The organism is Halovenus carboxidivorans (assembly GCF_009831575.1).
Lineage (GTDB): Archaea > Halobacteriota > Halobacteria > Halobacteriales > Haloarculaceae > Halovenus > Halovenus carboxidivorans.
Window position 1 is genome coordinate 273,003 of sequence record NZ_WUUT01000001.1, and the last position, 23,554, is coordinate 296,556.

At 66.3% G+C, this 23,554-nt stretch carries 27 protein-coding genes and 1 tRNA gene; 14 read left to right on the forward strand and 14 right to left on the reverse strand.

The genetic code is table 11. From position 1 onward, the window contains the following. Window positions 1-66 precede the first annotated feature (66 nt). Complete coding sequence (locus GRX03_RS01365) at window positions 67-489, forward strand: hypothetical protein (RefSeq protein WP_159762410.1); 423 nt, start codon at window positions 67-69, stop codon at window positions 487-489. A gap of 1 nt (window position 490) precedes the next feature. Here GRX03_RS01365 and GRX03_RS01370 read toward each other — a convergent pair whose 3' ends face one another. The 4 genes from GRX03_RS01370 to GRX03_RS01380 all read right to left on the reverse strand — a co-directional run bounded on the left by GRX03_RS01370 (window position 491) and on the right by GRX03_RS01380 (window position 3,926). Next, window positions 491-1,468, reverse strand: coding sequence for a calcium/sodium antiporter (locus GRX03_RS01370; protein WP_159762411.1), 978 nt, complete (start codon window positions 1,466-1,468; stop codon window positions 491-493). Between the two features lie 95 nt (window positions 1,469-1,563). Further along, on the reverse strand, window positions 1,564-1,806 hold the full coding sequence (locus GRX03_RS16655; protein WP_233739759.1) for a hypothetical protein: 243 nt from the start codon (window positions 1,804-1,806) through the stop codon (window positions 1,564-1,566). A gap of 110 nt (window positions 1,807-1,916) precedes the next feature. Beyond that, a complete protein-coding gene (locus GRX03_RS16660; protein WP_233739760.1) occupies window positions 1,917-2,477 on the reverse strand; it encodes an SDR family NAD(P)-dependent oxidoreductase in 561 nt (186 codons plus the stop codon). Window positions 2,478-2,522: 45 nt separating this feature from the next. Beyond that, window positions 2,523-3,926, reverse strand: a complete 1,404-nt coding sequence (locus GRX03_RS01380) for an MATE family efflux transporter (RefSeq protein WP_368277893.1) — start codon at window positions 3,924-3,926, stop codon at window positions 2,523-2,525. 90 nt (window positions 3,927-4,016) lie between these two features. On the opposite strand from GRX03_RS01380, the gene GRX03_RS01385 reads away from it, so the two are divergent. The 4 genes from GRX03_RS01385 (at window position 4,017) to GRX03_RS01400 (ending at window position 8,723) form a co-directional block, all read left to right on the forward strand. Then, window positions 4,017-4,787 (forward strand): endonuclease/exonuclease/phosphatase family protein, encoded by a 771-nt coding sequence (locus GRX03_RS01385; RefSeq protein WP_159762412.1) that lies wholly within the window; start codon window positions 4,017-4,019, stop codon window positions 4,785-4,787. A 53-nt stretch (window positions 4,788-4,840) separates the two neighbouring features. After that, window positions 4,841-6,265, forward strand: coding sequence for a hypothetical protein (locus tag GRX03_RS01390; protein ID WP_159762413.1), 1,425 nt, complete (start codon window positions 4,841-4,843; stop codon window positions 6,263-6,265). A gap of 72 nt (window positions 6,266-6,337) precedes the next feature. Beyond that, window positions 6,338-7,666: a DUF2391 family protein gene (locus GRX03_RS01395; RefSeq protein ID WP_159762414.1), complete on the forward strand. Its 1,329-nt coding sequence runs from the start codon at window positions 6,338-6,340 to the stop codon at window positions 7,664-7,666. A 43-nt stretch (window positions 7,667-7,709) separates the two neighbouring features. Further along, window positions 7,710-8,723 carry a DHH family phosphoesterase gene (locus tag GRX03_RS01400; protein ID WP_159762415.1) on the forward strand — a complete coding sequence of 338 codons (1,014 nt, stop codon included), beginning with the start codon at window positions 7,710-7,712 and terminating at the stop codon, window positions 8,721-8,723. A 4-nt stretch (window positions 8,724-8,727) separates the two neighbouring features. On the opposite strand, the gene GRX03_RS01405 is transcribed toward GRX03_RS01400, so the two are convergent. Together GRX03_RS01405 and GRX03_RS01410 are read right to left on the reverse strand one after the other, a co-directional pair. After that, entirely contained in the window at window positions 8,728-8,877 is a 150-nt protein-coding gene (locus GRX03_RS01405; protein ID WP_159762416.1) for a hypothetical protein, read from the reverse strand. Between the two features lie 73 nt (window positions 8,878-8,950). Further along, window positions 8,951-9,187, reverse strand: coding sequence for a DUF2249 domain-containing protein (locus GRX03_RS01410; RefSeq protein ID WP_159762417.1), 237 nt, complete (start codon window positions 9,185-9,187; stop codon window positions 8,951-8,953). Window positions 9,188-9,290: 103 nt separating this feature from the next. On the opposite strand from GRX03_RS01410, the gene GRX03_RS01415 reads away from it, so the two are divergent. From GRX03_RS01415 to GRX03_RS01425, 3 genes are read left to right on the forward strand one after another with little or no spacing between them, the layout of a single operon-like run. Continuing rightward, the gene (locus GRX03_RS01415; protein ID WP_159762418.1) at window positions 9,291-9,593 is read left to right on the forward strand and encodes a cupin domain-containing protein; all 303 of its coding nucleotides are present in this window, start codon (window positions 9,291-9,293) and stop codon (window positions 9,591-9,593) included. Between the two features lie 42 nt (window positions 9,594-9,635). Beyond that, window positions 9,636-10,166: an acyltransferase gene (locus tag GRX03_RS16835; RefSeq protein ID WP_368277894.1), complete on the forward strand. Its 531-nt coding sequence runs from the start codon at window positions 9,636-9,638 to the stop codon at window positions 10,164-10,166. A 56-nt stretch (window positions 10,167-10,222) separates the two neighbouring features. Then, on the forward strand, window positions 10,223-10,627 hold the full coding sequence (locus GRX03_RS01425) for a translation initiation factor IF-2 subunit beta (RefSeq protein ID WP_159762419.1): 405 nt from the start codon (window positions 10,223-10,225) through the stop codon (window positions 10,625-10,627). Here GRX03_RS01425 and GRX03_RS01430 read toward each other — a convergent pair. From GRX03_RS01430 to GRX03_RS01440, 3 genes are all read right to left on the reverse strand, one after another. Beyond that, window positions 10,619-10,798, reverse strand: a complete 180-nt coding sequence (locus GRX03_RS01430; RefSeq protein ID WP_159762420.1) for a DUF7836 family putative zinc-binding protein — start codon at window positions 10,796-10,798, stop codon at window positions 10,619-10,621. The genes GRX03_RS01425 and GRX03_RS01430 overlap by 9 nt on opposite strands. A gap of 51 nt (window positions 10,799-10,849) precedes the next feature. Continuing rightward, window positions 10,850-11,833 (reverse strand): transcription initiation factor IIB, encoded by a 984-nt coding sequence (locus GRX03_RS01435; protein ID WP_159762421.1) that lies wholly within the window; start codon window positions 11,831-11,833, stop codon window positions 10,850-10,852. Between the two features lie 226 nt (window positions 11,834-12,059). After that, window positions 12,060-13,655 (reverse strand): bifunctional N(6)-L-threonylcarbamoyladenine synthase/serine/threonine protein kinase, encoded by a 1,596-nt coding sequence (locus tag GRX03_RS01440; protein ID WP_159762422.1) that lies wholly within the window; start codon window positions 13,653-13,655, stop codon window positions 12,060-12,062. Between the two features lie 148 nt (window positions 13,656-13,803). Here GRX03_RS01440 and GRX03_RS01445 point away from each other — a divergent pair, with 148 nt between their 5' ends. Together GRX03_RS01445 and GRX03_RS01450 are read left to right on the forward strand one after the other, a co-directional pair. Further along, window positions 13,804-14,811, forward strand: coding sequence for a threonine aldolase family protein (locus GRX03_RS01445; RefSeq protein WP_159762423.1), 1,008 nt, complete (start codon window positions 13,804-13,806; stop codon window positions 14,809-14,811). A gap of 57 nt (window positions 14,812-14,868) precedes the next feature. Further along, complete coding sequence (locus tag GRX03_RS01450) at window positions 14,869-15,852, forward strand: ornithine cyclodeaminase family protein (protein WP_159762424.1); 984 nt, start codon at window positions 14,869-14,871, stop codon at window positions 15,850-15,852. A gap of 15 nt (window positions 15,853-15,867) precedes the next feature. On the opposite strand, the gene GRX03_RS01455 is transcribed toward GRX03_RS01450, so the two are convergent. Then, on the reverse strand, window positions 15,868-16,683 hold the full coding sequence (locus GRX03_RS01455; RefSeq protein ID WP_159762425.1) for a hypothetical protein: 816 nt from the start codon (window positions 16,681-16,683) through the stop codon (window positions 15,868-15,870). Window positions 16,684-16,726: 43 nt separating this feature from the next. Beyond that, on the reverse strand, window positions 16,727-17,605 hold the full coding sequence (locus GRX03_RS01460; protein WP_159762426.1) for a PhzF family phenazine biosynthesis protein: 879 nt from the start codon (window positions 17,603-17,605) through the stop codon (window positions 16,727-16,729). 85 nt (window positions 17,606-17,690) lie between these two features. Between GRX03_RS01460 and GRX03_RS01465 the strand changes: the two genes are divergently transcribed. Continuing rightward, on the forward strand, window positions 17,691-18,368 hold the full coding sequence (locus tag GRX03_RS01465; RefSeq protein ID WP_159762427.1) for a DUF6517 family protein: 678 nt from the start codon (window positions 17,691-17,693) through the stop codon (window positions 18,366-18,368). Between the two features lie 4 nt (window positions 18,369-18,372). On the opposite strand, the gene GRX03_RS01470 is transcribed toward GRX03_RS01465, so the two are convergent. After that, complete coding sequence (locus tag GRX03_RS01470; RefSeq protein ID WP_159762428.1) at window positions 18,373-18,882, reverse strand: DUF2062 domain-containing protein; 510 nt, start codon at window positions 18,880-18,882, stop codon at window positions 18,373-18,375. A gap of 258 nt (window positions 18,883-19,140) precedes the next feature. On the opposite strand from GRX03_RS01470, the gene GRX03_RS16670 reads away from it, so the two are divergent. Next, window positions 19,141-19,578, forward strand: coding sequence for a type IV pilin (locus tag GRX03_RS16670; RefSeq protein WP_159762429.1), 438 nt, complete (start codon window positions 19,141-19,143; stop codon window positions 19,576-19,578). Between the two features lie 294 nt (window positions 19,579-19,872). After that, complete coding sequence (locus GRX03_RS01480) at window positions 19,873-20,253, forward strand: hypothetical protein (RefSeq protein ID WP_201289148.1); 381 nt, start codon at window positions 19,873-19,875, stop codon at window positions 20,251-20,253. Window positions 20,254-20,511: 258 nt separating this feature from the next. On the opposite strand, the gene GRX03_RS01485 is transcribed toward GRX03_RS01480, so the two are convergent. Both GRX03_RS01485 and GRX03_RS01490 read right to left on the reverse strand, forming a co-directional pair. Then, window positions 20,512-20,617 (reverse strand) — tRNA-Arg (locus tag GRX03_RS01485). A 41-nt stretch (window positions 20,618-20,658) separates the two neighbouring features. Beyond that, window positions 20,659-21,738: a DUF373 family protein gene (locus GRX03_RS01490; protein WP_159762430.1), complete on the reverse strand. Its 1,080-nt coding sequence runs from the start codon at window positions 21,736-21,738 to the stop codon at window positions 20,659-20,661. 96 nt (window positions 21,739-21,834) lie between these two features. Here GRX03_RS01490 and GRX03_RS01495 point away from each other — a divergent pair, with 96 nt between their 5' ends. Continuing rightward, a complete protein-coding gene (locus GRX03_RS01495; RefSeq protein ID WP_159762431.1) occupies window positions 21,835-23,475 on the forward strand; it encodes a DUF255 domain-containing protein in 1,641 nt (546 codons plus the stop codon). Window positions 23,476-23,554: the final 79 nt, after the last annotated feature.

Consider the following 23,554-nt stretch of genomic DNA (forward strand, 5'->3'; position numbering starts at 1 on the left):
TCCTGACCGACGCGCCGCGTAGCCGGCGTACCCGGGGTTTTTCAGCGCCCCGAGAGACAGTCACGTATGCAACGGCGTCGAATTCTCGTGGCCGCTGGCGCGGCGCTTACGACGGGTCTAGCCGGCTGTTCCGGCGGCGACGAGGAACCCGACCGACGGCCCGAACCGGCGGCGTCGGAGCTTCAGATCTCCGTGACGAACGACGACTCTCGCGCCCACTCCGTGCGGTTCGTCCTCGACACGACGCGAGAGGATCTCACCGTGATCACGGGGTTCGACGCCGGAGAGATCGACCCGGGGACGACGTGGACCCGCGAGTCGGCGGACCTGGAGCCGGGAAGCTACGACCTTACCGTCGATATGTCGACGCTGAACACCGAGAGCACGCTGTCGTGGATCGGCCACGAGTGTCCGATCAAAGCAGTCGAGATCACTCTCCGCACGGACGGCTTCCGGATCCGGGATCGCTGTCCGGACGAGCGCAGTTGACTCACCCGAAGAGCCGCAGGATACCCGCGGCCCAGCGAGCCATCTCGGAGAGGGCAAAGACCAGTCCTTCGGGTCGAGTCAGTTTCCGGCCGGTCCACAGCGCCCCGACCATGAGCACCGTGACGACGGTCAACCAGACCGCGCTCTCGATCGCCGCGAACCCGACCGACAGCGGCTGAACGACCGACGCGATGCCGAGGATCCCGAGGATGTTGAAGATGTTGCTGCCGACGACGTTACCGACGGACATCCCGATGTGTCCTCGCCGGATCGCGACCAGCGAGACGGCGAACTCGGGCGTCGACGTCCCGGCAGCGACGATCGTTCCGCCGATCACCCAGTCGGAGATGCCGGCGTCCCGCGCGAGCGAGGAGGCGGCTTCGACCATGAAGTGACCGCTGACTAACACCAGCGCGAGCCCGCCGACCAGCAAGAGCAGATCCCGCGCTCCGAACGACTCGGACGTGGAGACCGCTCTGCTCACCTGTGACTCCGGATACTCGGTATCCGTCGGCTGTGCCCGCTCGTCTCGAATCATGTAGGCCGTGTACGCGACGAACAACCCGATGAGAACGACGCCTTCGACGCTGGTCACGAGTTGGTCGAACAGAACGGCGAACCCGGACAGCGTCGCGAGGATCAGCGCGACCCCGTCCCGGTGGAGCAACGACCGTTCGACCGGGACGACCTGCACGAGCGAGACGACGCCGAGAATGAACGCGAGGTTGTAGATGTTCGACCCGACGACGTTCCCGACGGCGATATCCCCCAGGCCGGCGAGCGCGGCGTCGATCGAGACGACAATCTCCGGCGTCGAGGTGCCGATCGCGACGATTGTCAGCCCGATCGTGAGTTCGGACACGCCGAACTGGTGTGCCAGTTTGACCACCGCGTCGACGAGCGTCCGGGCGCCGAGCCACAGCCCCAGTACGGTCCCGACGATGACTGCGATCTGCACGCCGACTCCTCCCTGCACCATGTGTTGAGTTCTCCGCTGGGGAGGTATTAAAAACCGAGTGTCCCGGACGCCTGTTTCGCACGCGCAGGACCGTCATAACAGCCCGACCTGCGCGGTTACGTCGATTCGGGACCGTACTCCGCCAGCGGCTCGTCGATACCGAGCATCGCCGCGCTCTCCTCCCACAGCCGTCTCCCCGCCTCGCGGTCGCTCGCGGCCGCCGAGGGGGGCCGTGGCTGCTGGCTCGCGAAGTACCGGCCGGTGACATCCGCAGTCCGCGGCGAGATACCGGCGAACAGCAGTTCTGCGGCCCCGTCCGCGACGGAGGTGACTCCCGGAACTCCCTCGAGTTTCCGCACCAGCCACGGCAGCGGACCGGGGAGAAACCGGCTGAACCCGGTCCCCGGAATCGCGCCGGGGTGGATGCTGTTCGAGGGGACCCCCCGCCCGGCCGATTCGAGCCGTCGAGCTAGCTCCGACGCGAAGAGGAGTTCGCGAGCTTCGAGTGCGAGTACGCCTCCATCCCGGTCTTCGGAGACGGCCCGCGGACCCCGTCGATATCGAGGACGGCCCCCTGATGGGCGGCCGACGCGGTCGTGACGATCCGGCCCTCGACGTGATCCAGCAACTCCGCGGTCAACAGGTACGGCGAGAGGTGGTTGACGTGGAAGGTGATCCCGACGCCGAGATCGGTCACCGTTTCGTCTCGAAAGAAGCCGCCAGCGTTGTTGATCAACAGATCCAGACCGTCTGTCTCCTCACGGACCCTCCTTGCGAGCCGACGGACGGCCTCGGTAGAAGTAAAATCTGCCTGTACGAACGTCGCAGTCGCACCGATCTCGGTGAGTCGGTCGACGACTTCGCCCCCGGCAGCAGCGTCGCGGCCGTGCACGATCACGTCCGCCCCCAGTCGCCCGAGCGCCAGCGCCGCGGCGCGGCCGATCCCGCTCGTCGAGCCGGTTATCACCACCTGTTTGCCCGTGCAGTCGACTCCCTCGACACCTGCGAGTTGCTCCGGACGTGAACTCATTGCCACGGATACGGCCTGGACGGTGAAAACTCCCGATCCCGGGGGTCAGTGTCCGCTCGGTCGGTACTCCCGACTGACGACCTTCCAGCGGCCGCTCCGGTAGCGCCACGCGTTGATGAGAATCGGCACGCCCGCGCCGAGCACGAGCGCGCCGTACAGGCCGGCGACGCCCAGCGGCGTGACGAGACCGACGGCGGCGACCGGCAGCGCGACTCCGTACTGGCCGACGACCGTCGCCACGAACGGCCAGTTCGTGTCACCAGCGCCGCGAAGCGCGCCGACGATGGCACCGTTCGCGCCGAGCAGTACCGCCGCGACCGCGCTGACGCGGACGAAGACGGTGGCCTGGGCGAGCTCGGCCGGCCTGGAGACGAACAGTTCGGCCACCCACGGGGCAGCCAGCACGACCACCGCCGCGGCCAGCGCGTGGACGACCAGCGACAGCCGGGTAATCGCGCCGCCGTAGGCCGCGGCCTCGGTCTCGTCACCCCCGCCGAGTTCCTGGCCGACGAGCGTGCTGGAGGCCGTCGAGAACCCCCAGCTGAAACTGATCAACAGATCGCGGACCCGCCGTCCGATCTCGAAGGCAGCGACGACGACCGGTCCGAAGACGCCGGCGATCCACAGAAGCGGGAAGATGATCGCCATCTCACCGATTCCGCGAGCGATCAGCGGCGCGGAGACGGTGAGGAGTTGCCGGCCGAGTTCGGTGTCGATCTGCGGGCCGCCGACCTCGAAGGTGACCGGGCTGGCCTGCATCCCCGGCACGGGGTAGGAGCCGCCGAGCACCCCCCAGCCGAGCACGACGGTGACCACGGCCGTCGAGACGAGCGTCCCGAGCGCGACGCCGACGACACCCATCCCGGCGACGACGAAGGCGACGCTCAGGAGGATATTGAGCACGCCGCCGGTCGCCCGGACCACCATCGGCGTGAACGTATCGCTGACGCCGGCGTAGGTCCGGCTCATCAGCAGATTCAGATACTCGAAGGCGAGCGCGGGCGCGACGATGACGAGGTACGTCACGCCGTGGCCGATCGGCCCCGGTTCCGAGCCGAGCACGCCGATCAGCGGCTCCGCGAACAGCGCGTAGACGGCCACCACGGGGAGGACGATGGCCAGCGCGATCCAGACGCCCTGCTTGACGACCAGCGAGGCCCGGCCCGTCTCGTCGCCGCCGTAGTTCTGTGAGACCAGCGCGACGGCTCCGCCCGCGAGCCCGATTCCGACGAACTTCGCGAGCGTCCAGTAGGCGTAGGCGTACGCGAGGCCGGCGACGGCGGCCGACCCGACCGCCCAGCCGACCAGCGCGAGGTCGACGGTCTGTTTGGACATGATGGCGAAGCCGGTGACGATCCGCGGCCACGACAGTTCGACAGTCCGGTCGAGCCGCTGTCGGTCGATGATACCGGCCCAGGCCAGCAGTGCGGCGACGCGCTCGTAGACCACACTCGTCCAACGGCTGGGACCGCCTTTTCGGTGTCGGTCGCGCCCGCCTCAGGTCGAACAGCAAAGTGCGTGCAGTCCTACGACAAGACGATGGATCCAGTCACGGTGCTGAGCTACAACGTCCGCCACGCGGTACTGGACGACGACGAACACGCCTGGCGGCTCCGTCGAGACGGCGTCGCGGAGCGCGTTCGGGCCGCCGAGCCGGACATTCTCGGCGTTCAGGAGTGTACCGGCGAGCAGCACGAGCAACTGGCCGCCGACCTCCCGGGCTACGAGTGGGTCGGCGTCGCCGCCGAGCCCGGTTCCGGCGAACACACGCCCATCGGATACGCCGATTCGTGGAAGTGCGAGCGGACGGAGACGATCTGGCTCTCGGAATCCGGCGACCCCGGAAGCGTCGGCTGGGACGCGGAGTACCCCCGCGTGCTGACGACGGCGACGCTCCGTCGGCCCGCCAACGGTGCGGTCCTGACGGTGGTCAACACGCATTTCGATCACGTCGGCGAGCGGGCGCGACTCGAAAGCGCCCGCCTCGCCCGCGAACGGATCGACGCGCTCCCGGCCGACCGCCCGGCAGTCCTGCTCGGCGATTTCAACGCCGAACCCGGAAGCGAACCGTACGAGAGCCTGATCGGTGACGGGTTCGACCGCGCGCTACGGGACGCTCGCATCGCCGCCCGGGAGCGTGCCGGGCCGGCGACGACGCTGACGGATTTCGAGTCCTCGCGCGAGCGCATCGTCGACCACGTCTTCGTCACCGCGGAGTGGCAGGTCGACCGCTACGCGGTCGACGACACGAGACACGAGGGCGCGTACCCGTCGGACCACCTGCCGGTGGTCGTCTCCCTGAAGCGTTAAATGAACGACGTACCTTCCAGAAAATATTTGCCAGTACCGCCGGTCCTCCGGGTATGCGCCGACGTGCCCTCCTCACCTCGCTCGCGGCCGCGACGGCCGCCGTCGCCGGCTGTCAGTCGACGAACGACGACCCGTCCGGAGCGGCCGAACCCGGGTCGGGCCAGACCAGTCCGCCGGTCGAAGAGCCCGGCGAGCGGACAGCCGTCATCGACCTCGAAACCGGTCCCCGGACGTACGCGCTCTCGACGACGAGCTGGCACACCGACGACAACGGCCGGGTCGCACTCTGGTTCGCCCAGACCGCAACGCCCGATCACCCCCCGGTCGTCCGCGGGCTGTTCGAGAACAGAAACGACTTCGAGAACACCTTCGACACCCAGTTGATCGCCGCCCTCGGCGACGGCCGCGGCGACCACCCGGACCGCACCGACGCCCACCTCCGGCTCGCCCCGACGGAGCGCAACGACCTGGCCGAGGACGTTCCTGAACTCGAACGCGGCGACGACGGCTACTGGCGCGTGACCGACGCCGGCGGCTGGATGACCGACCGCGTCCGACTCGCGGCCGGCGAACGCCGCGGACTCGAATTCGCCCTCGTCGGCGGGGCAGACGTGACAGGTCGCCCGACCGGTCGCTACGAGTTCCGAGGATCCCCTGACTCGCTGCGGGTCGCCGTCTGGCACACGGCCGAACCGGGACCCGTGGTCGACTCCCGGTTCGCTGGCCGCGAGCCTCCCGCCCTCGAAGACGAGAGAACTGTTCAGTGGTATCACGAGGCAGACCCGACCACGCCGGCGTTCGTCCGGCCGTCGGCCGAACGGCTCGAACTCGACGGGCGGCTCTCCGTCGAGATGGTCAATCACAGCGACGGCACCCTCACCTGTGGACACTGGAACCTGTACAAACTCGTCGACGGCCAGTGGTTTCACGTCGATCCGTTCGTTCACACGAGCGACTGTCGCAGCCTCCCACCCGGGGGCCGCAAAGAGTGGTCGCTGCGGGCGTTCAACGGCGAGGCCGTCCCCTGCAACTGCGGCGGCGGACTCACGCGGGGCCACCTCGGCGGCGGCGAGTACGCCGTCGTCGCCGGCTACGGCTCTCCGACCGACGCGAGCGCGGCGCTGATCGAACTCGTCGGTGAGCCGGTGACGCTGGCCCCGACCGAGGACGTACAGGTCGAACGCGACGGCGATACCGTCACGGTCACGGCCCCGCCGTACGGCGACGAGGAACTCCCGCCGGACGCGACGTACGTCCTGACACGTGCCGAGACGGCGGAGCGACGACTCGTCCCCGAACAGGTGATGCGGTCCGGCGACTTCACCGGTGACTGGTACGCGATCAGGAACATGCTCGCCCCCGTGGCTCCCGATGTCGAGCGGGTCCGCCTGCGGAGCGACGGGAGCGCGCTCGCTCTCCGCGACGGACCGCGGCGGTTTCGGTTCCGGGGGCAGGCCTACGAGATCAGGCAAGTGTGATCCCGCCCCTCGGCCTCAGGCGGCGTTGCCGTAAGTATATAGGTCGGCTCGCACAACCGGCGTACGGAAGGTATGTCGAAGACCACAGCATCCGAAACCGGGCCAACCGCCGCTGGTGAGGATGCCGACCCCGCGACGATCGAGGATCTCTTCGCGGATCTCATCACGCTCCGGGAGGAGGCCGACGACGAGGAGACCCACGAGGAGATTCTCGACATCAAACACCTGCTCGTCGAGGCCCACGACCGCGGACTGATCGAGTCCGGCGTCCGAGATCTGGACGGCCGGGACGCCGCCGAGGCCTTCGTCGGTAGCGTGATCTTCGCGTCGCCGCTTCTGGTCGAGGGCGGCATCTTCGATATCGGCGCGTATCTCTTCGAGTTCACCGTGGCCGGGGTCCCGATCTTTCTGATTCTCAACACGGTCTTCGTCGTCGTGATGACCTACGCGCTGATGGAGTGGACCGGCCAGGACAGATCGGAGGCGCGGGCGCTGTTCGGCACCGTCCCGGTCAGGTTGGTCATGACGCTGGTGATCTCGTTTCTGGTCGCCGCGGTGTTGATGACGGTCTGGGGCCGGGTCAACGGCTGGCGGTCGCCGGTCGAAGCGCTCGCCCGGATCAACGTGATCTGGACCGTCGGCTCGCTCGGGGCGGCACTCGGTGACATCCTCGCCGAGGACGAGGGGCCGCCCGAGGTCGCCCTCGAAAGCGCCATGCTACGAGCGGACGCACGGCTCTCGGAGCGGGACGATCTGACGGCCGTCGAGACACCGGCGGAGGTCAAGCGGATGAGCGACGGCGCGCTGATCGACGCGCTCCACCGCGAGTTCGACGACCTGGAAGCCGTCGTCGACGAATCCGACAACCGCGAGGAGGTCAACCGTCTCCGCGACGAGACCGTCGAGGCCACGCTCGACGACGTGTTCGGGGACAAGATCCAGAAGTACACCTCCCGGGACATCGCGGAGGCGTTCGTCGGATCGATTTTTTTCGCCATCCCGTTTCTCGTGGAGGACGGCGTCTTCGAGATTGCCGAGTTCTTCCTGTCCTTCCGGATCGGTGTCTTCCCGGTCTACTTCCTGATCAACACCGCCTTCGTCCTGCTGATGATCCTGGCGCTGGTCTACTGGGCCGGCCCGCAGGAGGTCCAAGTCAACCGCCCCATCTTCGGGTTCATCCCCCGGCGGATGGTCGGTATCGCCGTCGTCTCCTTTCTCACCTCGGCGGCGCTGATGACGATGTGGGGGCGGGTGAACAACTGGGCCGATCCGGTCGTGGCGCTGGCGCGGATCAGCGTCGTCTGGACCGTCGCCTCCTTCGGGGCCTCGCTCGGTGACATCCTCCCCGGCGAGAGTTCCGGCTCCGATATCAACGACGAACTCCGGGAGATCGGTGACTGAACGGGGCCGGTACGCTTGTGCCCCGGGCGGCCGTAGCTCCCGTATGTCGAACGTCGAATCGCTCCGCGAACTGCTCTCGACCGGCGAGGAACTCACCATCGTCTGTCACAACAACCCCGACCCGGACTGTCTGGCGAGCGCGTTCGCGCTCGGTCGGATCGCCGCCGAGGCGGGCATCGACGAGCGACGGATCCTCTACAGCGGCGACATCTCCCACCAGCAGAACCGCGCGTTCATCAACTTACTCGATATCGAGTTGACCGAGTTCGACGCCAGTACGGTCCGAAACCGGCCCGAGGAGTCGCTTCTGGCCTTCGTCGATCACTCCGTGCCAGGTGCGAACAACCGCGTGCCGGAGGGCACACCCGTCGACATCGTCATCGATCACCACCCGACCGAGGGCGTCGAGGGCCGGTTCGTCGACCACCGCGAGTCTATCGGCGCGACGGCGACGATTCTGGCGGAGTACCTGCGCGCGCTCGAACTGGATCTCGACACCCATCTCGCGACGGCGCTTCTGTTCGCCATCCGCCGGGAGACGCTCGGCTTCCTCCGCGGCGCGACCGAGGCCGAGTACACCGCCGCCGGCTCCCTCCACGACGCGGCGGATCTCTCGCTGCTGCGAGAGCTCTCGAACCCGTCCGTGACGGGTGCGACCGTCGACGCAATCGGCCGGGCGATCGGCAACCGTATCGTCCGCGGGTCGGTGCTAATCAGTCACGTCGGCCGGACGAGCGAGCGCGACGCGCTGCCGCAGGCGGCGGATTATCTCGCCACGCTCGAAGGCGTCGAGACGGCAATCGTCTTCGGTATCGTCGACGAGAGTATCCACCTGAGCGCCCGGTCGACGGACTCGCGGATTCACATCGGCCGGGTGCTAGACGAGGCGTTCGACGACGTCGGGAGCGCGGGCGGCCACCGGGAGATGGCCGGCGGGGAAGTGCCGCTCGGGATCTTCTCTGACGCGGTCGGCGATAGCGCACAGCTAGTCGACATCGTCGAAGGGATCGTCACCGCCCGACTCAACAGCTGTCTCAATCTCCGCGCCGAGGAGTGACCGCTCAGTCCTCCTCGGGGTCGGGCGATTCGAGGTTGACCTCCGGCGGGCCGCCGTCCCAGCCGTAGGAGAACAGCACGAACAGGATCGTTGCGAGCCCCACGAGGGCGAACCCGTACACCACGAGCGATCGAAGCGTTCCGAACAGTCCCATACTCGGCTCTCGGAGTCGGGGGCTCAAAGAGCTACTGCTTGGCGCTCGGCGGTGCCGTCGGCCGGACGCCGGCTCAGGCGTGGCGAATCTCGACGTGGAACAGATTCGGCTCGACCTGCTCGGTCTCGTGGGCGAACCCGCGCTGTGAGAGCACGTCGTACAGCGGCTCCGGCTCGAAACTGCTCTGCAACAGCAGCGTCTCTCCGGGCTCTAAGGCGTCGAGTTCGGCCATGATGTCGTCGAACGGCGCACCTTCGATCTGTCGCACGTCGATGGTCCGATCCGCATCGGCGCTGTCTACCTGGCTCATACCTCCTGCTCCGTCCCGGTGGGTCCTGTGGATTGTTCCGATTATGTTCGGTCGGGAGATGTTCGGGACAGCACACTTGCCCGGCAGCGTCGAACTGTGAGTCATGCCAGAGCACGCGTCGCTCGACGACCTGGAGGCAGCGCCGCACGCCCGACCGTTCGAGGCCGGCGAACCGACGGTGATCCGACTGGCGCTCGAGGCCGACGAACGCGTCGATCCGCACACCCACCCCGAGCGGGAGATCGTCCTCTATCTCCGGTCGGGACGGCTGGAGGTGGATCTCGACGAGGAGACCTACGACGTGGCCCCGGGAGATGTGGTTCGGTTCGACGGCCGGCGCGAGGTCTCGCCGTACGCCGTCGAGGACAGCGAAGCGCTGTTAGTTCTCGCCCAGCGCAGCGACTGACGGGTCGCGTGTTTGAAGTCACTCCCCCCCGAACTGCGGGCTGTGACAGCAGCGGACCGAGACGAGGCAGACGCGAGGACGCCGAGTGACGACCGCCGCGACCGCGTCGACCGTCACCCGCGGCCACACGTCGGCACCTCGCTGGGGAAGTGGTACCAGATCAGAAATCCGCTCCGCGTCGCCGTCAACTACGCCGTCATTCTGCTCTGTCGGATCTCCCCGAGCCTGACGCTGAAACGCGTCCTCCTCCGACGCCTCGGCGTCACTGTCGGCGAGGGCGTCGCCTTCGGACTGGAATCGACGCCGGACGTGTTCTGGCCGGAACTCATCACCATCGAGGACGACGTGATCGTCGGCTACGACGCGACGATCCTCTGTCACGAGTTCCTCCGCGAGGAGTACCGCACCGGCGCGGTCCACATCCGCGAGGGGGCGATGATCGGGGCCGGCGCGATCGTCCTCCCGGGCGTCGAGATCGGTGAGAACGCGCAGGTGGCGGCGAACTCGCTGGTCACGGAGGACGTGCCGCCGGAGACGACCGTCGTGGGGGTCCCGGCGGAACCGGAGGAGTGAGTTCACGGCGGATGCCAAACAGGACGGCTTTTATTGCTCGGCGGTAACAGACGAGTATGGACTACGATGATATGCTCGACCGGGGGATCGACCAGACTCCCGAGATCGACGCCGACTCGGAGCGGTTCGAGGTGCCCGACCCGGACGTTCGCCAGGAGGGCCACGCGACCGTCTTCGAGAACTTCCAGACCGTCTGTGACGATCTGGGCCGGGAGGAGGATCACCTCCTGAAGTTCCTGCAGGACGAACTTGGGACGAGCGCACACATCGACGAGAGCCGCCGCGCACGGCTCACCGGCGAGTTCGACGCCCGCCGGATCGCGGAGGCCATCGACGCCTACACCGAACAGTACGTCCTCTGCTCGGAGTGTGGCCTTCCGGATACGAACATCGACCGCGAGCAGGGTGCAGAGGTGCTCCACTGCGCGGCCTGTGGCGCCGTCTCCCCGACCTCAACCTAGCTGTTTGACCGTCCGGAGGTCGTGTTCTGTCCGCATGAACTCCGAGAGCCGCCGGCTCGCGTGGCAGTTCGGACAGTGAAAGTTCGCGGTCGTCTCCGGTAACTCGGAGGGAGCCGTACGCCAGTTTTTGCCGCACTCCGGACAGAGCACGCGGACCTGTGTCTCTTCCATGCGTGTCTATCACACACACTTCCGTCGGACAAAAGCGTTGTGACCGGGGGGTTACTGCGCGACGGCGTCGGTCTCGACGTCCAGCAGTTCGTGATAGCGGTTCCGGATCGTCACTTCGGAGATGTCGGCGACCTCGCTCACCTGGTTCTGTGTGACCTTCTCGTTTGTCAGCAGTGAGGCGGCGTAGATCGCCGCGGCGGCCAGTCCGACCGGCGACTTTCCGCTGATCACTTCGGTCCCCTCGGCGCTTTCGAGTAGCTCTCGGGCGCGGCGTTCGACCTCCTCAGAGAGGCCGAGTTCGGAGACGAACCGGGGGACGTAGCTTTTCGGATTCGCCGGCTTGACCTCGAGGTTCAGTTCCTGGACGATGTACCGGTACGTCCGGGTGAGTTCCATGCGGTCGACGCGGGAGACGTGGTTGACCTCGTCGAGCGAGCGCGGCGTCCCCGCCTGTCGAGCGGCGGCGTACAGCGAGGCGGTCGCGACGCCTTCGATGGAGCGGCCGGGCAGTAGATCCTCTTCGAGCGCTCGTCGGTAGATGACGCTCGCGGTCTCGCGGACGTTCTCCGGGAGCCCCAGCGCGGAGGCCATCCGGTCGATCTCGCCCAGCGCCTGCTTGAGATTCCGTTCCTTGGAGTCACGGGTGCGGAACCGCTCGTTCCAGGTCCGGAGCCGCTGCATCTTCTCGCGCTGGCGACTCGACAGGGAGTTCCCGTACGCGTCCTTGTTCTGCCAGCCGATGTTCGTCGACAGTCCCTTGTCGTGCATCATCTTCGTCGTCGGTGCGCCGACGCGGGACTTCTGATCCTGCTCGCGGGAGTCGAACGCCCGCCACTCCGGACCGGGATCGATTTCGTTCTCCTCGACGACCAGCCCACACTCCTGACAGACCGTCTCGCCGTGTTCCGCGTCGTTGACGAGGTTGCCACCACACTCCGGGCAGACCTCCGTCTCCGCTTCGGTCCGCTCGGATTCCGTCTCGTTCGTGCGTTCTCGTGTTCGCTCTCGACCGTCTGTCCGCTGTGATTCACTCATGATGATCTCCTGTTGCCGTGGGGGCAATCTATAAATATGTCCTACGGGCTTCGTTAATGTATAGTTACTGCTACACACATATAAATGTTTTGCCTCTATTATCATCTAGAATACTCCCTGACGCCTTCTAACGGCAGTTTATCCGATTGTGGTACAGATTACCGTGGGCAAAAGGGATAAAAATCTATTGGTGGTGTATCGGCCTCTCTGCGGCGGCCGAATCTGATTACTGATAGCGACCCCGGCCCGCGATCTCCCGGAGCTGTTCGAGCACCGCTTCGTCGCCGACGCGACGATAGGCCTCGACTGCCGCCTCTCCCAACCGCTCGCCGTCGCCGTCCGTGCTCTCCAGGCTCCCAAGCAGGACGTGCAGGTCCATCGCGTGGTCTTCCGGGTCGTTGCTGTCGTAGCCCAGGCCGAAATCGATCAGCGAGACGCGGTCGCCGACGCGGACGTTCCGCGGGGTGGGGTCGCCGTGAACGAGTCCGGCCTCGTGCAGCCGTGCGAGCTGTTCGGCCACCGTCTCGACGCGTTCGCTCGTGAGGTCGTCTTGCAGGTCACATCGGCCGACGTGCTGGAGCGTCAGCCGCATCTCCGATGTGTCGATATCCCGGACCAGCGGCGTCGACACGCCCTGCCGGCGGGCCTCGTGTAACAGCCGTGCCTCCTGGCGCGTGCGCTCGCGGCGCAGCCGTTCGTCCAGTTCGGGATGGCGGTACGCGCGGCTGTGGCGGTGTTTCTCGACGCTGTCACCGAGAGTGACCGCGGACTCCGCGCCCTGAACGAACTCCTCGCGCTCGCGGGTGACGGTCGCCTCCGGCGGACGCCAGGTCACTTCGACCTCGTCCGGGCGGAAGTTCGAGTCGATGCCCGACTCCGCGACTGGGACCGTCTGGCCGGCCCGGAACATCTTCGCGCCCAGTACGGCGATCATCCCCGCGTTGTCCCGCAGAAACCGGTTCTCCGGGACGAAAAACGACGCGCCGCGCTGCTCGCACATCGAGGTCAGCATCTCCCGGAGCCGTTCGTTCTGCCCGACGCCGCCGCCGAGGACTAACTCCTCGCTGCCGGTCAGCGCGAGCGCGCGCTCGGAGACCTCCGTGAGCATCGCGAAGATGGTCTCTTGCAGGCCACAGCAGACGTCTTCGACCGGTGTGCCGTCGTCGTACTCCTGCTTTGCCGCGGACATGATCCCGGAAAAGGAGAAATCCATCCCCTTGACGACGTAGGGGAGTTCGACGTACTCGCCGTCTTCGGCGGCTTCCTCTACCTTCGGGCCGCCGGGGTGCGACCAGCCGACGTGGCGGGTGAACTTGTCGATTGCGTTGCCGACCCCGGTGTCCATCGTCTCGCCGAGCACGCGATAACGGCCGGCCCGGTAGCCCAGCAGGTGCGCGTTCGCACCGCTCGCGTTCAGACAGACCGGCGCGTCGAAGCCGGCGAAGTGGCGACCGATCTCCAGGTGTGCGACCATGTGATTGACGCCGACCAGCGGCAGATCGAATCGCTGCGCCACCGCGCGGGCGCTCGTCCCGACGAGTCGCAGACAGGGGCCGAGTCCCGGCCCCCGAGAGAAGGCCACGCAGTCGAACGGCTCCGGACCGTACTCCTCGCGTGCGTACTCGATGATTCGCTCGATGACCTCGGGGAGGTGGTCGGCCATGTGTTCGGCGGCTTCACGGGGGTGGAGGCCGCCGCTGTCCGGCAGATACGCCTCCGTTTCGATCTCCACGGAATCGCTCGCGCTGTCGTAGACGGCGGCGCTGGCGGCCCACGCCGTCCCCTCGATGCCGAGCACGCGCACGTCGCTGTCGGTCTCCATCGCTTGCCCTGTGTTGGCTGTGCGGCAGTGAAGACCACTTCGATTCGGTGGGTAGCCGCCGTGGCTGGCGGCTCCGAACGACCCGAGTACGCTCCGCGAGCATCGGGAGTCCGACCGCATTTTTGAGTATCGAGACGGTACGGGGAGTATGATCGATCTACGGAGCGATACCGTCACCAAACCGAGCGAGGAGATGCGCGACGCCGCCCGCGACGCGGAGGTCGGGGACGACGTCTACGGCGAGGATCCGACGATCAACGAACTCGAAGCGCGGACGGCGGAGATTCTCGGCACCGAGGACGCGCTGTACGTCCCCTCGGGGACGATGGGCAACCAGATCGCCGGCCGAATCCACACCGAGCGGGGCCAGGAACTGCTCTGTGAGCGCGAGAGCCACATCTACAAGTGGGAACTCGCGGGGCTGGCCCAGCACGCGGAGGTCCAGCCGCGGACGATCGATGCCGGTCCGCGCGGCGTCATCGAACCGGAGCAGGTCCGGACGGGCTACGTCGAGCAGAGCGGACACCGACCCGGAACCGGTGCGCTGGCGGTCGAAGACACCCACAACAGCCACGGCGGCACCGCAATCGCGCCCGAGAAAATCGCCGCCGCGGCCGAGGCCGCCCACGACTTCGGGCTGACCGTCCACCTCGACGGCGCGCGACTGTTCAACGCCGCGGCCGCCCACGACCGCCCGGCCGCCGAGTTCGTCGACCCGGTCGATACCGTGATGTGCTGTCTCTCGAAGGGGCTGGGCGCGCCCGTCGGCTCGATGCTGGCCGGCCCCGAGGCGATGATCGAGGAGGCCCACCGCGTCCGAAAGCTCCTCGGCGGCGGGATGCGACAGGCCGGGATGATCGCCGCGCCTGGACTGGAGGCGCTGGCGAACCGGGACCGACTGAGCGAGGACCACCGCCGAGCGGAGCGACTCGCGGAGGGGCTCGGCCGCGTCGACAGCCTGAGCGTCGACGACCCCGAGACGAACATCGTCCTCGTCCACACCGACCGACCCGCCGAGGCCGTCCTCGACGACTGCGAGGAGGAGGGCGTGCTGGGCGTGCCCTTCGCCGAGCACACGATCCGCTTCTGTACGCACTGGGACGTCGACGACGACGACATCGACCGGGCAATCGAGGGCGTCGAGCGGGCGGTCTGAGCGCAGCTACGGACTCGGCGGCGCACATATAAGTGCGTCCCAGCGAAACCGCACAGTATGCAGACGGTCCTTCTCGATCCCGAGGCTGTCACGGCGAGCACGGAGATGGGGGAAGTAATCGACGCCGTCGAGTCCGCGTTCGCGGCCTACGCCGACGGCGACACGCAGATGCCCGCAAAGTCCTACATCGACCTGCCACAGCACAACGGCGACTTCCGCTCGATGCCGGCGTACATCGAGACCGACGACTGGGAGGCCGCCGGCGTCAAGTGGGTCAACTCGCACGCGGACAACCCCGAGCGACACGGTCTCCCGACGGTGATGGGGACGATGATCTACTCCGATCCCGAGACGGCCTTTCCGCTGGCGCTGATGGACGGAACCGGACTCACCCGACTGCGGACGGGCGCGGCCGCCGCGGTCGCGACCCGCTATCTCGCCGCCGAAGACGCCACCTCGCTCGGGTTGGTCGGCGCGGGAATCCAGGCGTACACGCAGTTGGAGGCCATCGCGCAGGTCCGAGACGTCCAGACGGTCGTCATCAGCGACCTCCGTGAGGAGGCCATCGAGGCCTTCATCGACGAGTTCGCCGGCGAGTTCGACGTCCGAGAGGGATCGATCACCGAGGCGGCGTCGTGTGACATCGTCTCGACGACCACGCCGGTCACCGAGCCGATCGTCGAGGCGGTCGGTGAGCACACTCACATCAACGCGATGGGAGCCGACGCGCCCGGCAAGAACGAAATCGCCTTCGACGTCGTCGCGGACGCGACCATCGTCATCGACGACTACGAACAGTGCACCCACTCCGGCGAGATCAACGTCCCGTGGAGCGACGGACGGCTGGACGACGACGACCTCCACGGCGAACTCGGTGACGTGGTCACGGGCCGAGTCGACCGACCCGACCCGGACGGCGTGACGCTGTTCGACTCCACCGGACTCGCCATTCAGGACGTTGCCGCGGCCCGCGTCATCTACCAGCACGCGACCGAGAACGACATCGGCACCGAGTTCGCGCTCGTGGGAACTGACACCTGAGCCGCCGTCGACGCCTCAGGACTCCCGCTCGATGGACAGTTCGACCTCCTCGCCGACGGGGAGATCCATCTCGTAATCGACCAGTTTCACGCCCAGCCGATCCCGGCCGCAGAACAGCGCCACTCCGGTGATCGGGCTCCCGTTCGCCAGGACAGTACACTCCTCCCAGGCGACGGTTCGATCCGAGAGCGTGCCGACCGCCCGCCCGGCGAGTTCGGCCCGGGTGCCGCCGGCGAGGACGCCGCCGCCCTCGTAGTGGGGAAAGCCGCCGTCGAGCACGCCGCCGCCGCTCTCGACGCCCGCGAACTGGTCCCCCGGAGCGGGATGGGTTGGCTCGTCGAGGCGCACCCACGTCTCTCCGGCGTCGGTGACGGTGCCGGTTCCGTCCCACGGTACCGCCCGGAGGTCGGTATCGACGCTGATCGGCAGCGACCCCGAGGCGCGATAGAGGTTGTCCTCATGGTTACGGAAGCCGAGGTGGATGTGGTTGGGGACCCACGGCGCGAAAAAGCCCGCCCGGACGAGGTCGCCGAGCGGATCGCCCACCGAGACCGTCTCTCCGGGTTCGACGGTCGGATCGACGTGTAGCGTCCGGGCGACGTACTCGCCGGTATCGATCAGGATGAGGTGGTCGTGCTCGGCGGCGTAGGGCTTCGACGGCGCTTCGACCGTCTTCGTGTCGATGACCTCTCCGGCGACCGGGGAGGGTGCGGTCTCGGTCTCCGGATACAGATCGATCGCCCGCCCCTCGTCGTGGGCGGTAAACGGGGAGTTGTACAGCGAGAACCGATAGTACTGAAACAGCGTCTCCGGGCCGAGCGTGACTGCCATCGTCACAGTGTTGGCCGACACGACCAAAGCCTCGTCGGTCGGTTCAGAGCAACTCGCCGCGCGCCACGGGAACGACTTCGCCGCCGACCTCCACGGCGATTGTGTCGTCCTCGGGGCTCGCCCGCAGGGACAGCAGCGACGGCCGACCGAGTTCGTAGCCCTGTTCGACGCGGGCCTCGACGGCCGGCGCGCCGAAGTATTCGTGCTCGGAGAGATAGGCGGCCAGACAGCCGTTCGCCGACCCGGTCGCCGGATCTTCGCGGACGCCCAGCGCGGGCGCGAACATCCGAGCGGCGATATCGTTCTCGTCTGCCCGCGGATCGGGACAGAACGCGTGGACCAACTTCGCCTCTCGGCCGCCGACGAGGTCGTGATACGCGTCCAGATCGAGTTCGATCCCGGTCAGCGCGGCCCGGTCGCGCAGCGGGACGATGATCGTCGCCAGGCCAGTCGAGACGATCTGTACGGGATAGTCGGTATCGAGCTGTGTCTCCTCCAGTCCGAGCACCGCCGCGAGGTCAGCGTGGCCGAGTCGCTCCCCGAACTCCGGCGGTTGTTGGCGCATCCAGAACCGGTCGCCGTCCTCGGCCTGGCGCCGTTCGACCGGCACCTCTCCGACGGCCAGATCGAGGACGACATTTTCAGGAGCGCCGTCGGCGAGGCTGTCGCGGATCACGGCCGCGGTCCCCAGCGTCGGGTGCCCGGCGAAGGGCACCTCGTCGGTCGGGGTGAAGATCCGGACCGGCCACGCTCCGTCTGTCGGTTCACCGGTCACGAACGTCGTCTCCGAGTAATCCATCTCGGCGGCGATCGCCTGCATCTCCTCGGCGTCGAGACCTGCGGCGTCGGTGACGACGGCGAGTTGGTTTCCGGTGTATCGCTCCTGGGCGAAGACGTCGACGATAGAGAACTGGCGGGACATACCCACCGGATACGGTGCGACCGACATAATCGCTGTTGATCTTCCCCCACAAGGGCTATGCGGCTCCGCCCCCGCCTGCACAACTATGACTGGGACCAACGGCGGACGGCGGCGGTCACGGCGAGGGTATCTGGCCGCGACGGGGGCAGCAGCGATTGCCGGAATCGCGGGCTGTCTGGACGTGATTACCGGCGGTGCGGCCGAGTTCGAGGCCAACCCCTCGCGGGTTCCACAGAGCGTCCTCGACGAGACGGGCTACGAACTCGACGGCGTCTCCGATCGGGAGATCACTCGGACGTTCGAGGCCGGCGGCGAGAGCCGAGATGTCGTCGTGACGAACAAACTCGCCGAACACCACAAATCTATCAGCGTTCCCACGGCGGGGCTCGACGGGGCCGACGCGGCGGTCTTCACCGCACTGACGACACCGCAGGTGAACGTCCTCGGACGGAATTTCAATCCCGTCGAGGATATGTCCGCACAAGAACTCGCACAGATGGTCCAACAGCAGTACGACATGGCCGCCGCCCCCTCCGAAGAAGACGAACAGACCGTGACGATCAACGGCGAGCAGACGCCGCTGGTGAGATTCAGGGCCGACGCCCGGTTCCAGGGCAATCCCATCGAACTGTTCATCCACATCAGCGAGGCCGTCGAACTCGGCGACGACTTCGTTGTGGTCTTCGGCGGCTATCCGACCGTCCTCTCCGGCGAGGGAGAGAATATCGTCCAGATGGCAGAAGCGGTCGAACAGGGCGGGTAGGCGCTCACTCCTCGGAGGGGGTCGTCTCGGTCGGGAAACCGACCTGCGGGTGGTCGTCGCTTCTGACCCGGCGGCGGAACTCGTTGACGATCCGGAGCGCGAGCAGGTAGCCGATGATCGCGAACAGCGTCGCGAGGATGAGGTTGCCGAGCCAGAGCCGAACGAGCAGATCCGGACCCGCCGACAGCGACACGTCGGCGTTGGTGAAGGTGACGCCCGGTGCAGGTCCGAGAATAAACCGCCCGAGCGAGTAGCTCGCGCCGTAGACGCCCCACTTCACGACCGGATTGAGGACGACGACGGAGGCGAACAGTGCGATCTTGCTCAGGCGATCGAAGAGATACGCGAGTACGACGAACACGAGCAGCCCCGTTCCCAGCGAGGGCAGGGCGGTGATGAAGACGCCGAGGCTGAAACTGAACGCGACCTCCTGGGAGGTGTGATCCTCCACGAAGGCTTCGATCAATCGGTCTTTGACTTCTGCGAGGACCTCGTTCACCCGCTGGCGGACCATTCAATTCGTGCAACGAGCGTGAAGAACATCAACGCTTTCCTTGCCCGTGGGAGCCGATGTCGCACCCACTCCCGACACGCCGCAGTGGCGGTCACGACCTCCGGGGATCGATTGCTCCTGTCCCGAGTTTGGGTCCGGTCCCGAAGCAAAGCCAGGGTTTATTACACAGAACGAGCGGAATATTCGGTTGTGCTCGGAGTACAATCTACGCTACGTAACGACGATAGCGCAGTCAGTCCAGTGATCGGCGTGATCTTGATGGTCGCGATCACGGTCATTCTCGCGGCCGTCATCGCCTCGTTCGTGCTCGGACTCGGCGGGAACAACGAGCCCGCGCCGCAGCCGACTATCGAGTCGAGTCTGGACAACTCGACGGGAAACGTCACGCTCAGCGTGACCGGCGGTGACGCGTTCGAGGCAGGTGTCGTGACCCTCGAAGGCGAGATTGACGGCGAGACGCTGGAGGCGGAGTTGGACGGAACCAGCACCAGCGAGATCTCCGCCGGCGACGACATCGTGATCGACCTCGACGATTCGGCCGGCACCGGTAGCCCCTCGGTGTTCGTCAACGGTGAACCGGTTGGAGCCACCAGCATCCCGAGCAACACCGACCTCTCGACGGCGGACTGGGAACTCGAACTCGTCTGGAACCCGGCCGACCAGAACTCACAGATTATCTACTCGGACTCGTCGTAAGGGTTTTCGGTCATTCTGACTTTCCACAGTTCGGATCGAACGACCGGGAACTCCTGTCACGTCCAGTCAGCATCTGGTTGTCGCCTTTGGTATGGCACTCAGAAACAAAACTACCGCGCAGATCCAGGCCATCCATGCGTGTCTGATCTCTTCCAATACCTCTCTGACCGGCCTGTGTCGGTCTCAGCCAAATAACATATATTTATTAGTCGAGTAATAATACTATGTAAAAAATTTAGTTATAATTTGTGCGAGTACGTCAGATATATTTACAACAGGGCTTTCCTGGGAGACATGGTAGATCGGGAACGGCGTGAACTCGTGCGAAACGGGATTGTAACTCTTTCACTCGGATCGGTAGCAGTTGCCGGCTGCTCGGACGCTGTAGATGAAGCGACCGGCGGACCTGATTTGGAGGTGACAGATATCAGTAGCGAGACAACAACATTCGGCAACGTCCGCCTGGGAATTAGAGTTGTTAACAACGGAAATGAAGCCGGTACAAATACCCTCGTTGGTCAAGTCGATATCCAAGGCGGCGATACCTATACCCAGAGACAGTCGATAACTGTCAACGCCGACAGTGGAAATGACTTCACAATGGAATTTGATATAGATATCTCTGAATCATTGTCCGGCAGCCGGTATACTGCCGACGCGTTTCTCGAAGAATAGAATATCAGCATCGAGTCTACAAAAGTTGAGGTCGCGACCAGATTTTCTCCCTGGGTGATATTAAAAAGAATCCCTTGGAGTTGTTTGGAGGGGTGTGCTTAATCTCTCCCTCGTAGCGGGAGCGTCCGTGGATCGATTAGGCCGGTCGGACAGTCATAACGTGTAGATACGCCCGAGAACCTGCGCTTCGCGCAGAGCTCGCTCTCGTTCAAATCGCCACGTCTGCCGCTCGGCTCCTCACTCCGTTCGTCGCACGAGCGGGCACGGTGGGATTTGAACCCACGACCGTCGGATGACTTCCCCCGACCGAACACCGGCCGCAGATAGAAGTCCGACGCTCTAGTCCGGACTGAGCTACGTGCCCTCACTGATATGTACGAGCCGATCCATATTGGTGTTGTGTTCTCAGGCGGCTTCGAGCTGATCCCCCGCCCACGACTCCGCGACCGCGAACGAGAGCGTGCTCGCGAGCCCGAGCAGCGTCCCGCCGGTCAACATGAAGGCGAGGTACTCCAGCGACCCCTGATCGAGGAAGAAGGCACTCAGCCCGTGCAAGATGCTCGCAATCGCGACGACGTAAAACGGCGCGTTGAGATACCGCCAGTGGAACTCCCCGGAGAGATACTCGTCGGTGACGCGGCCGAAACTGCTCGTGACGCCCGCCGCGGCGATCCACTGCACCGACCCGAACAGCAACGCGGCGATGATCTCGACGGCGTCGAGTTGTCCCGACCCGCCCATCCGCTCGACGGTGTCGACGCCGCTGACGCCGCCGACGACCAGAAGCGCCGCCGCCACGAGAGACGTGATCAGGGTCACCCGGCCGGTGAACAGCGCCGTCCTGGTCTGCTCGACCGAGCGGTCGATCCACTCGACCAGTCCCAGCCCACGGGCGAGGATGTACAGGCCGAGCATCCCCGAAACGACGCCGAAGACGGTGCCGGGGAAGCCGACCAGGTTCGCGAGAATCGTCAGCGGATAGATCAACAGCAAGATGCCGAGCGGCACCAGTAGCGTCCCGCGGGTCTCGGGGTCGTCGAGCACCTGTTTGATCGTGTAGTACATCGACTCCAGATCCTGCGACTGCCGAACGACAACTCTGCGGACGCTGTCGACTTGGATCCGCGAGCGGATCACCGGAATGACCGTCTCGTCCTGTGCCCCGTCGGTGACGACGACTGCGCGGACGTCTTCGCCCGTCGCGAGTTCGGCGAGTACGCGGTCGACCTCCTCACCGACCTGTCGGTTCGCCTCGACCTCGCGGCCGTCGACGCCGGTCACCGCCGCGACCTCGACGGACTCGTCGGTGATCTCCTCGGCGAGGTGAATCCCCTGAAAGAGGACGTTCACGTCGCTGTCCTCGGGGTCGGCCGTGGCGAGATCGACCGCCGCCTCGCGGACGCGCTCCCGGCCGACGACGGGCGTGTCGACGCCGGTCTTGCGGCCGAGGTCGTCGTCCAGGTCGACACACAGGACCAGCAGCATTATCCGTCTCTACGAAATCGCAATATATCTGTTTTCGGGGTTGGGGCCGCGGACCGGGATTGAAACGGCTTTAGGGCTCACTCCCGAAGCGGAGGTATGACCGACGGTGCGGACGCGACGAAAGTCGAATGGAACGACTGGGGCCGGCAGGCCTTCGAGACCGCCGAGCGGACGGGCAAGCCGGTGTTGCTCGCGCTGGTCACCTCCTGGGCCGAGGAGTGTGCGGAGATGGACGAGACGACCTACGCGGAACCGCGGATCGCGGCGAACATCAACGACGGGTTCGTCCCTGTCCGAGTCGACGCCGACCGCCACCCCCGCGTCCGGGAGCGGTACAACATGGGCGGGTTCCCGTCGACGGTCTTTCTGACTCCCAGCGGCGACATTCTCACCGGTGCGACGCTGCTCGGCGTCGACGGGTTCCGCGGGATCCTCGACAGCGTCCGAGAAACTTGGGACAGCAAGGGCGAAGCGGCTGGCTCGAAACCCCGTGCCGTCCGGGACGAGACGCCGCCGGCCGGCGAGATCGACGACCGGATCGAGGAACACATGATCGAGCAGTTGCTCGGCGCGTACGACGACGAGTTCGGCGGCTGGGGAACCGACGCGAAGTTCCCGATGCCTCGGACCATCGAGTTCGCGCTCGTCCGCGCCCGCGACCAGGCGACGCGCACTCTCGAAGCCGTCCAGACCCACCTGCTCGACACCTACGACGGCGGCTTCTACCGTGTCGCGCGCAACCGCAACTGGGGGGCCGCCCGCCGGGAGAAACTGCTCGACGAGAACGCCGCGATCATCCGCGCGTTCGCACACGGCTACCGCTACACCGGCGACGAGACCTACCGCGAGGCCGCCGAGAGCGGCGTCGAGTATCTCACGACGACGCTGTGGACCGGCGACGCCTTCGCGGCCAGTCAGGGCGGTGACGAGGAGTACTTCACCCTCGACCCGACCGCCCGCGAGGATGCCGACAGTCCCCCGGTCGACGAGACGATTCTCGCGGACCGCAACGGACTCGCTATCGACGGTCTCCTCCAGTACGTCGCGTACACGGACGACGACCGCGCACGAGAGTACGCCCGCCGCGCCCGCGAGCACGTCGTCGAGACGCTGGTCGACGACGGCGAGGTGACCCACTTCATTGCCGACGACGAGACCGGTGAATCCGGGTTGCTACTCGATCAGGCCCGCCTGCTGACGGGTCTGACGACATCGTGGGAGGTGCTGGGCGAACCGGGACCGGCCGTCGAGGTTGCCGACTGGACGCTCGACACTCTCAAGGCAGACAGCGGGGAGTTCCACGACGGTCCGGTCAGCGACGTTGCACTCCTGGACACGCCGCTGTCCCCGCTCGATACCAACGTCAACACCGCGCAAGCACTCCTGGATCTGGCGCTGCTGACCGGCGACACGCGGTACGAAGCCGCCGCCCGCGAGGCCATCGAGGCCTTCGCCGGCGCGGCCGACCGGATGGGTGTCGAAGTCGCCGAGTTCGCTTCTGCGGCCGCTCGCCTCCAGAGCCCGCAGGTGATCGAAGTCGGCACGGAGGCGGGCAGTGACCTCCACCGCGCGGCCCTCCGACTCGCTGACCACGAAACAGTGGTCGCGCCGCGGGCCTCCGAACGAGCGGGCGCGGCCGCCGAGACGCCCGACGGGACCGCCCGCCTCGTCGTCGACGGAGACGAACAGGGGACGGCGGACTCGCCCGAGGCGCTGGAATCGCTGCTGGTCGAGTGAGTCGGCGGCATCGACTGCCGGGAGCGGAGACAACACCAAACGCGTTTCACGTTTCGTAAACAGACGGTTCGTTTATGCC

Excerpts from the sequence above, each read along its gene's own strand:
- GRX03_RS01365 (WP_159762410.1), top strand. The coding sequence starts at position 67 with ATGCAACGGCGTCGAATTCTCGTGGCCGCTGGCGCGGCGCTTACGACG.
- GRX03_RS01370 (WP_159762411.1), bottom strand. The coding sequence starts at position 1,468 with ATGGTGCAGGGAGGAGTCGGCGTGCAGATCGCAGTCATCGTCGGGACC.
- GRX03_RS16660 (WP_233739760.1), bottom strand. The coding sequence starts at position 2,477 with ATGAGTTCACGTCCGGAGCAACTCGCAGGTGTCGAGGGAGTCGACTGC.
- GRX03_RS01385 (WP_159762412.1), top strand. The coding sequence starts at position 4,017 with ATGGATCCAGTCACGGTGCTGAGCTACAACGTCCGCCACGCGGTACTG.
- GRX03_RS01390 (WP_159762413.1), top strand. The coding sequence starts at position 4,841 with ATGCGCCGACGTGCCCTCCTCACCTCGCTCGCGGCCGCGACGGCCGCC.
- GRX03_RS01395 (WP_159762414.1), top strand. The coding sequence starts at position 6,338 with ATGTCGAAGACCACAGCATCCGAAACCGGGCCAACCGCCGCTGGTGAG.
- GRX03_RS01400 (WP_159762415.1), top strand. The coding sequence starts at position 7,710 with ATGTCGAACGTCGAATCGCTCCGCGAACTGCTCTCGACCGGCGAGGAA.
- GRX03_RS01405 (WP_159762416.1), bottom strand. The coding sequence starts at position 8,877 with ATGGGACTGTTCGGAACGCTTCGATCGCTCGTGGTGTACGGGTTCGCC.
- GRX03_RS01410 (WP_159762417.1), bottom strand. The coding sequence starts at position 9,187 with ATGAGCCAGGTAGACAGCGCCGATGCGGATCGGACCATCGACGTGCGA.
- GRX03_RS01415 (WP_159762418.1), top strand. The coding sequence starts at position 9,291 with ATGCCAGAGCACGCGTCGCTCGACGACCTGGAGGCAGCGCCGCACGCC.
- GRX03_RS01425 (WP_159762419.1), top strand. The coding sequence starts at position 10,223 with ATGGACTACGATGATATGCTCGACCGGGGGATCGACCAGACTCCCGAG.
- GRX03_RS01430 (WP_159762420.1), bottom strand. The coding sequence starts at position 10,798 with ATGGAAGAGACACAGGTCCGCGTGCTCTGTCCGGAGTGCGGCAAAAAC.
- GRX03_RS01435 (WP_159762421.1), bottom strand. The coding sequence starts at position 11,833 with ATGAGTGAATCACAGCGGACAGACGGTCGAGAGCGAACACGAGAACGC.
- GRX03_RS01440 (WP_159762422.1), bottom strand. The coding sequence starts at position 13,655 with ATGGAGACCGACAGCGACGTGCGCGTGCTCGGCATCGAGGGGACGGCG.
- GRX03_RS01445 (WP_159762423.1), top strand. The coding sequence starts at position 13,804 with ATGATCGATCTACGGAGCGATACCGTCACCAAACCGAGCGAGGAGATG.
- GRX03_RS01450 (WP_159762424.1), top strand. The coding sequence starts at position 14,869 with ATGCAGACGGTCCTTCTCGATCCCGAGGCTGTCACGGCGAGCACGGAG.
- GRX03_RS01455 (WP_159762425.1), bottom strand. The coding sequence starts at position 16,683 with ATGGCAGTCACGCTCGGCCCGGAGACGCTGTTTCAGTACTATCGGTTC.
- GRX03_RS01460 (WP_159762426.1), bottom strand. The coding sequence starts at position 17,605 with ATGTCCCGCCAGTTCTCTATCGTCGACGTCTTCGCCCAGGAGCGATAC.
- GRX03_RS01465 (WP_159762427.1), top strand. The coding sequence starts at position 17,691 with ATGACTGGGACCAACGGCGGACGGCGGCGGTCACGGCGAGGGTATCTG.
- GRX03_RS01470 (WP_159762428.1), bottom strand. The coding sequence starts at position 18,882 with ATGGTCCGCCAGCGGGTGAACGAGGTCCTCGCAGAAGTCAAAGACCGA.
- GRX03_RS16670 (WP_159762429.1), top strand. The coding sequence starts at position 19,141 with ATGGTCGCGATCACGGTCATTCTCGCGGCCGTCATCGCCTCGTTCGTG.
- GRX03_RS01480 (WP_201289148.1), top strand. The coding sequence starts at position 19,873 with ATGGTAGATCGGGAACGGCGTGAACTCGTGCGAAACGGGATTGTAACT.
- GRX03_RS01490 (WP_159762430.1), bottom strand. The coding sequence starts at position 21,738 with ATGCTGCTGGTCCTGTGTGTCGACCTGGACGACGACCTCGGCCGCAAG.
- GRX03_RS01495 (WP_159762431.1), top strand. The coding sequence starts at position 21,835 with ATGACCGACGGTGCGGACGCGACGAAAGTCGAATGGAACGACTGGGGC.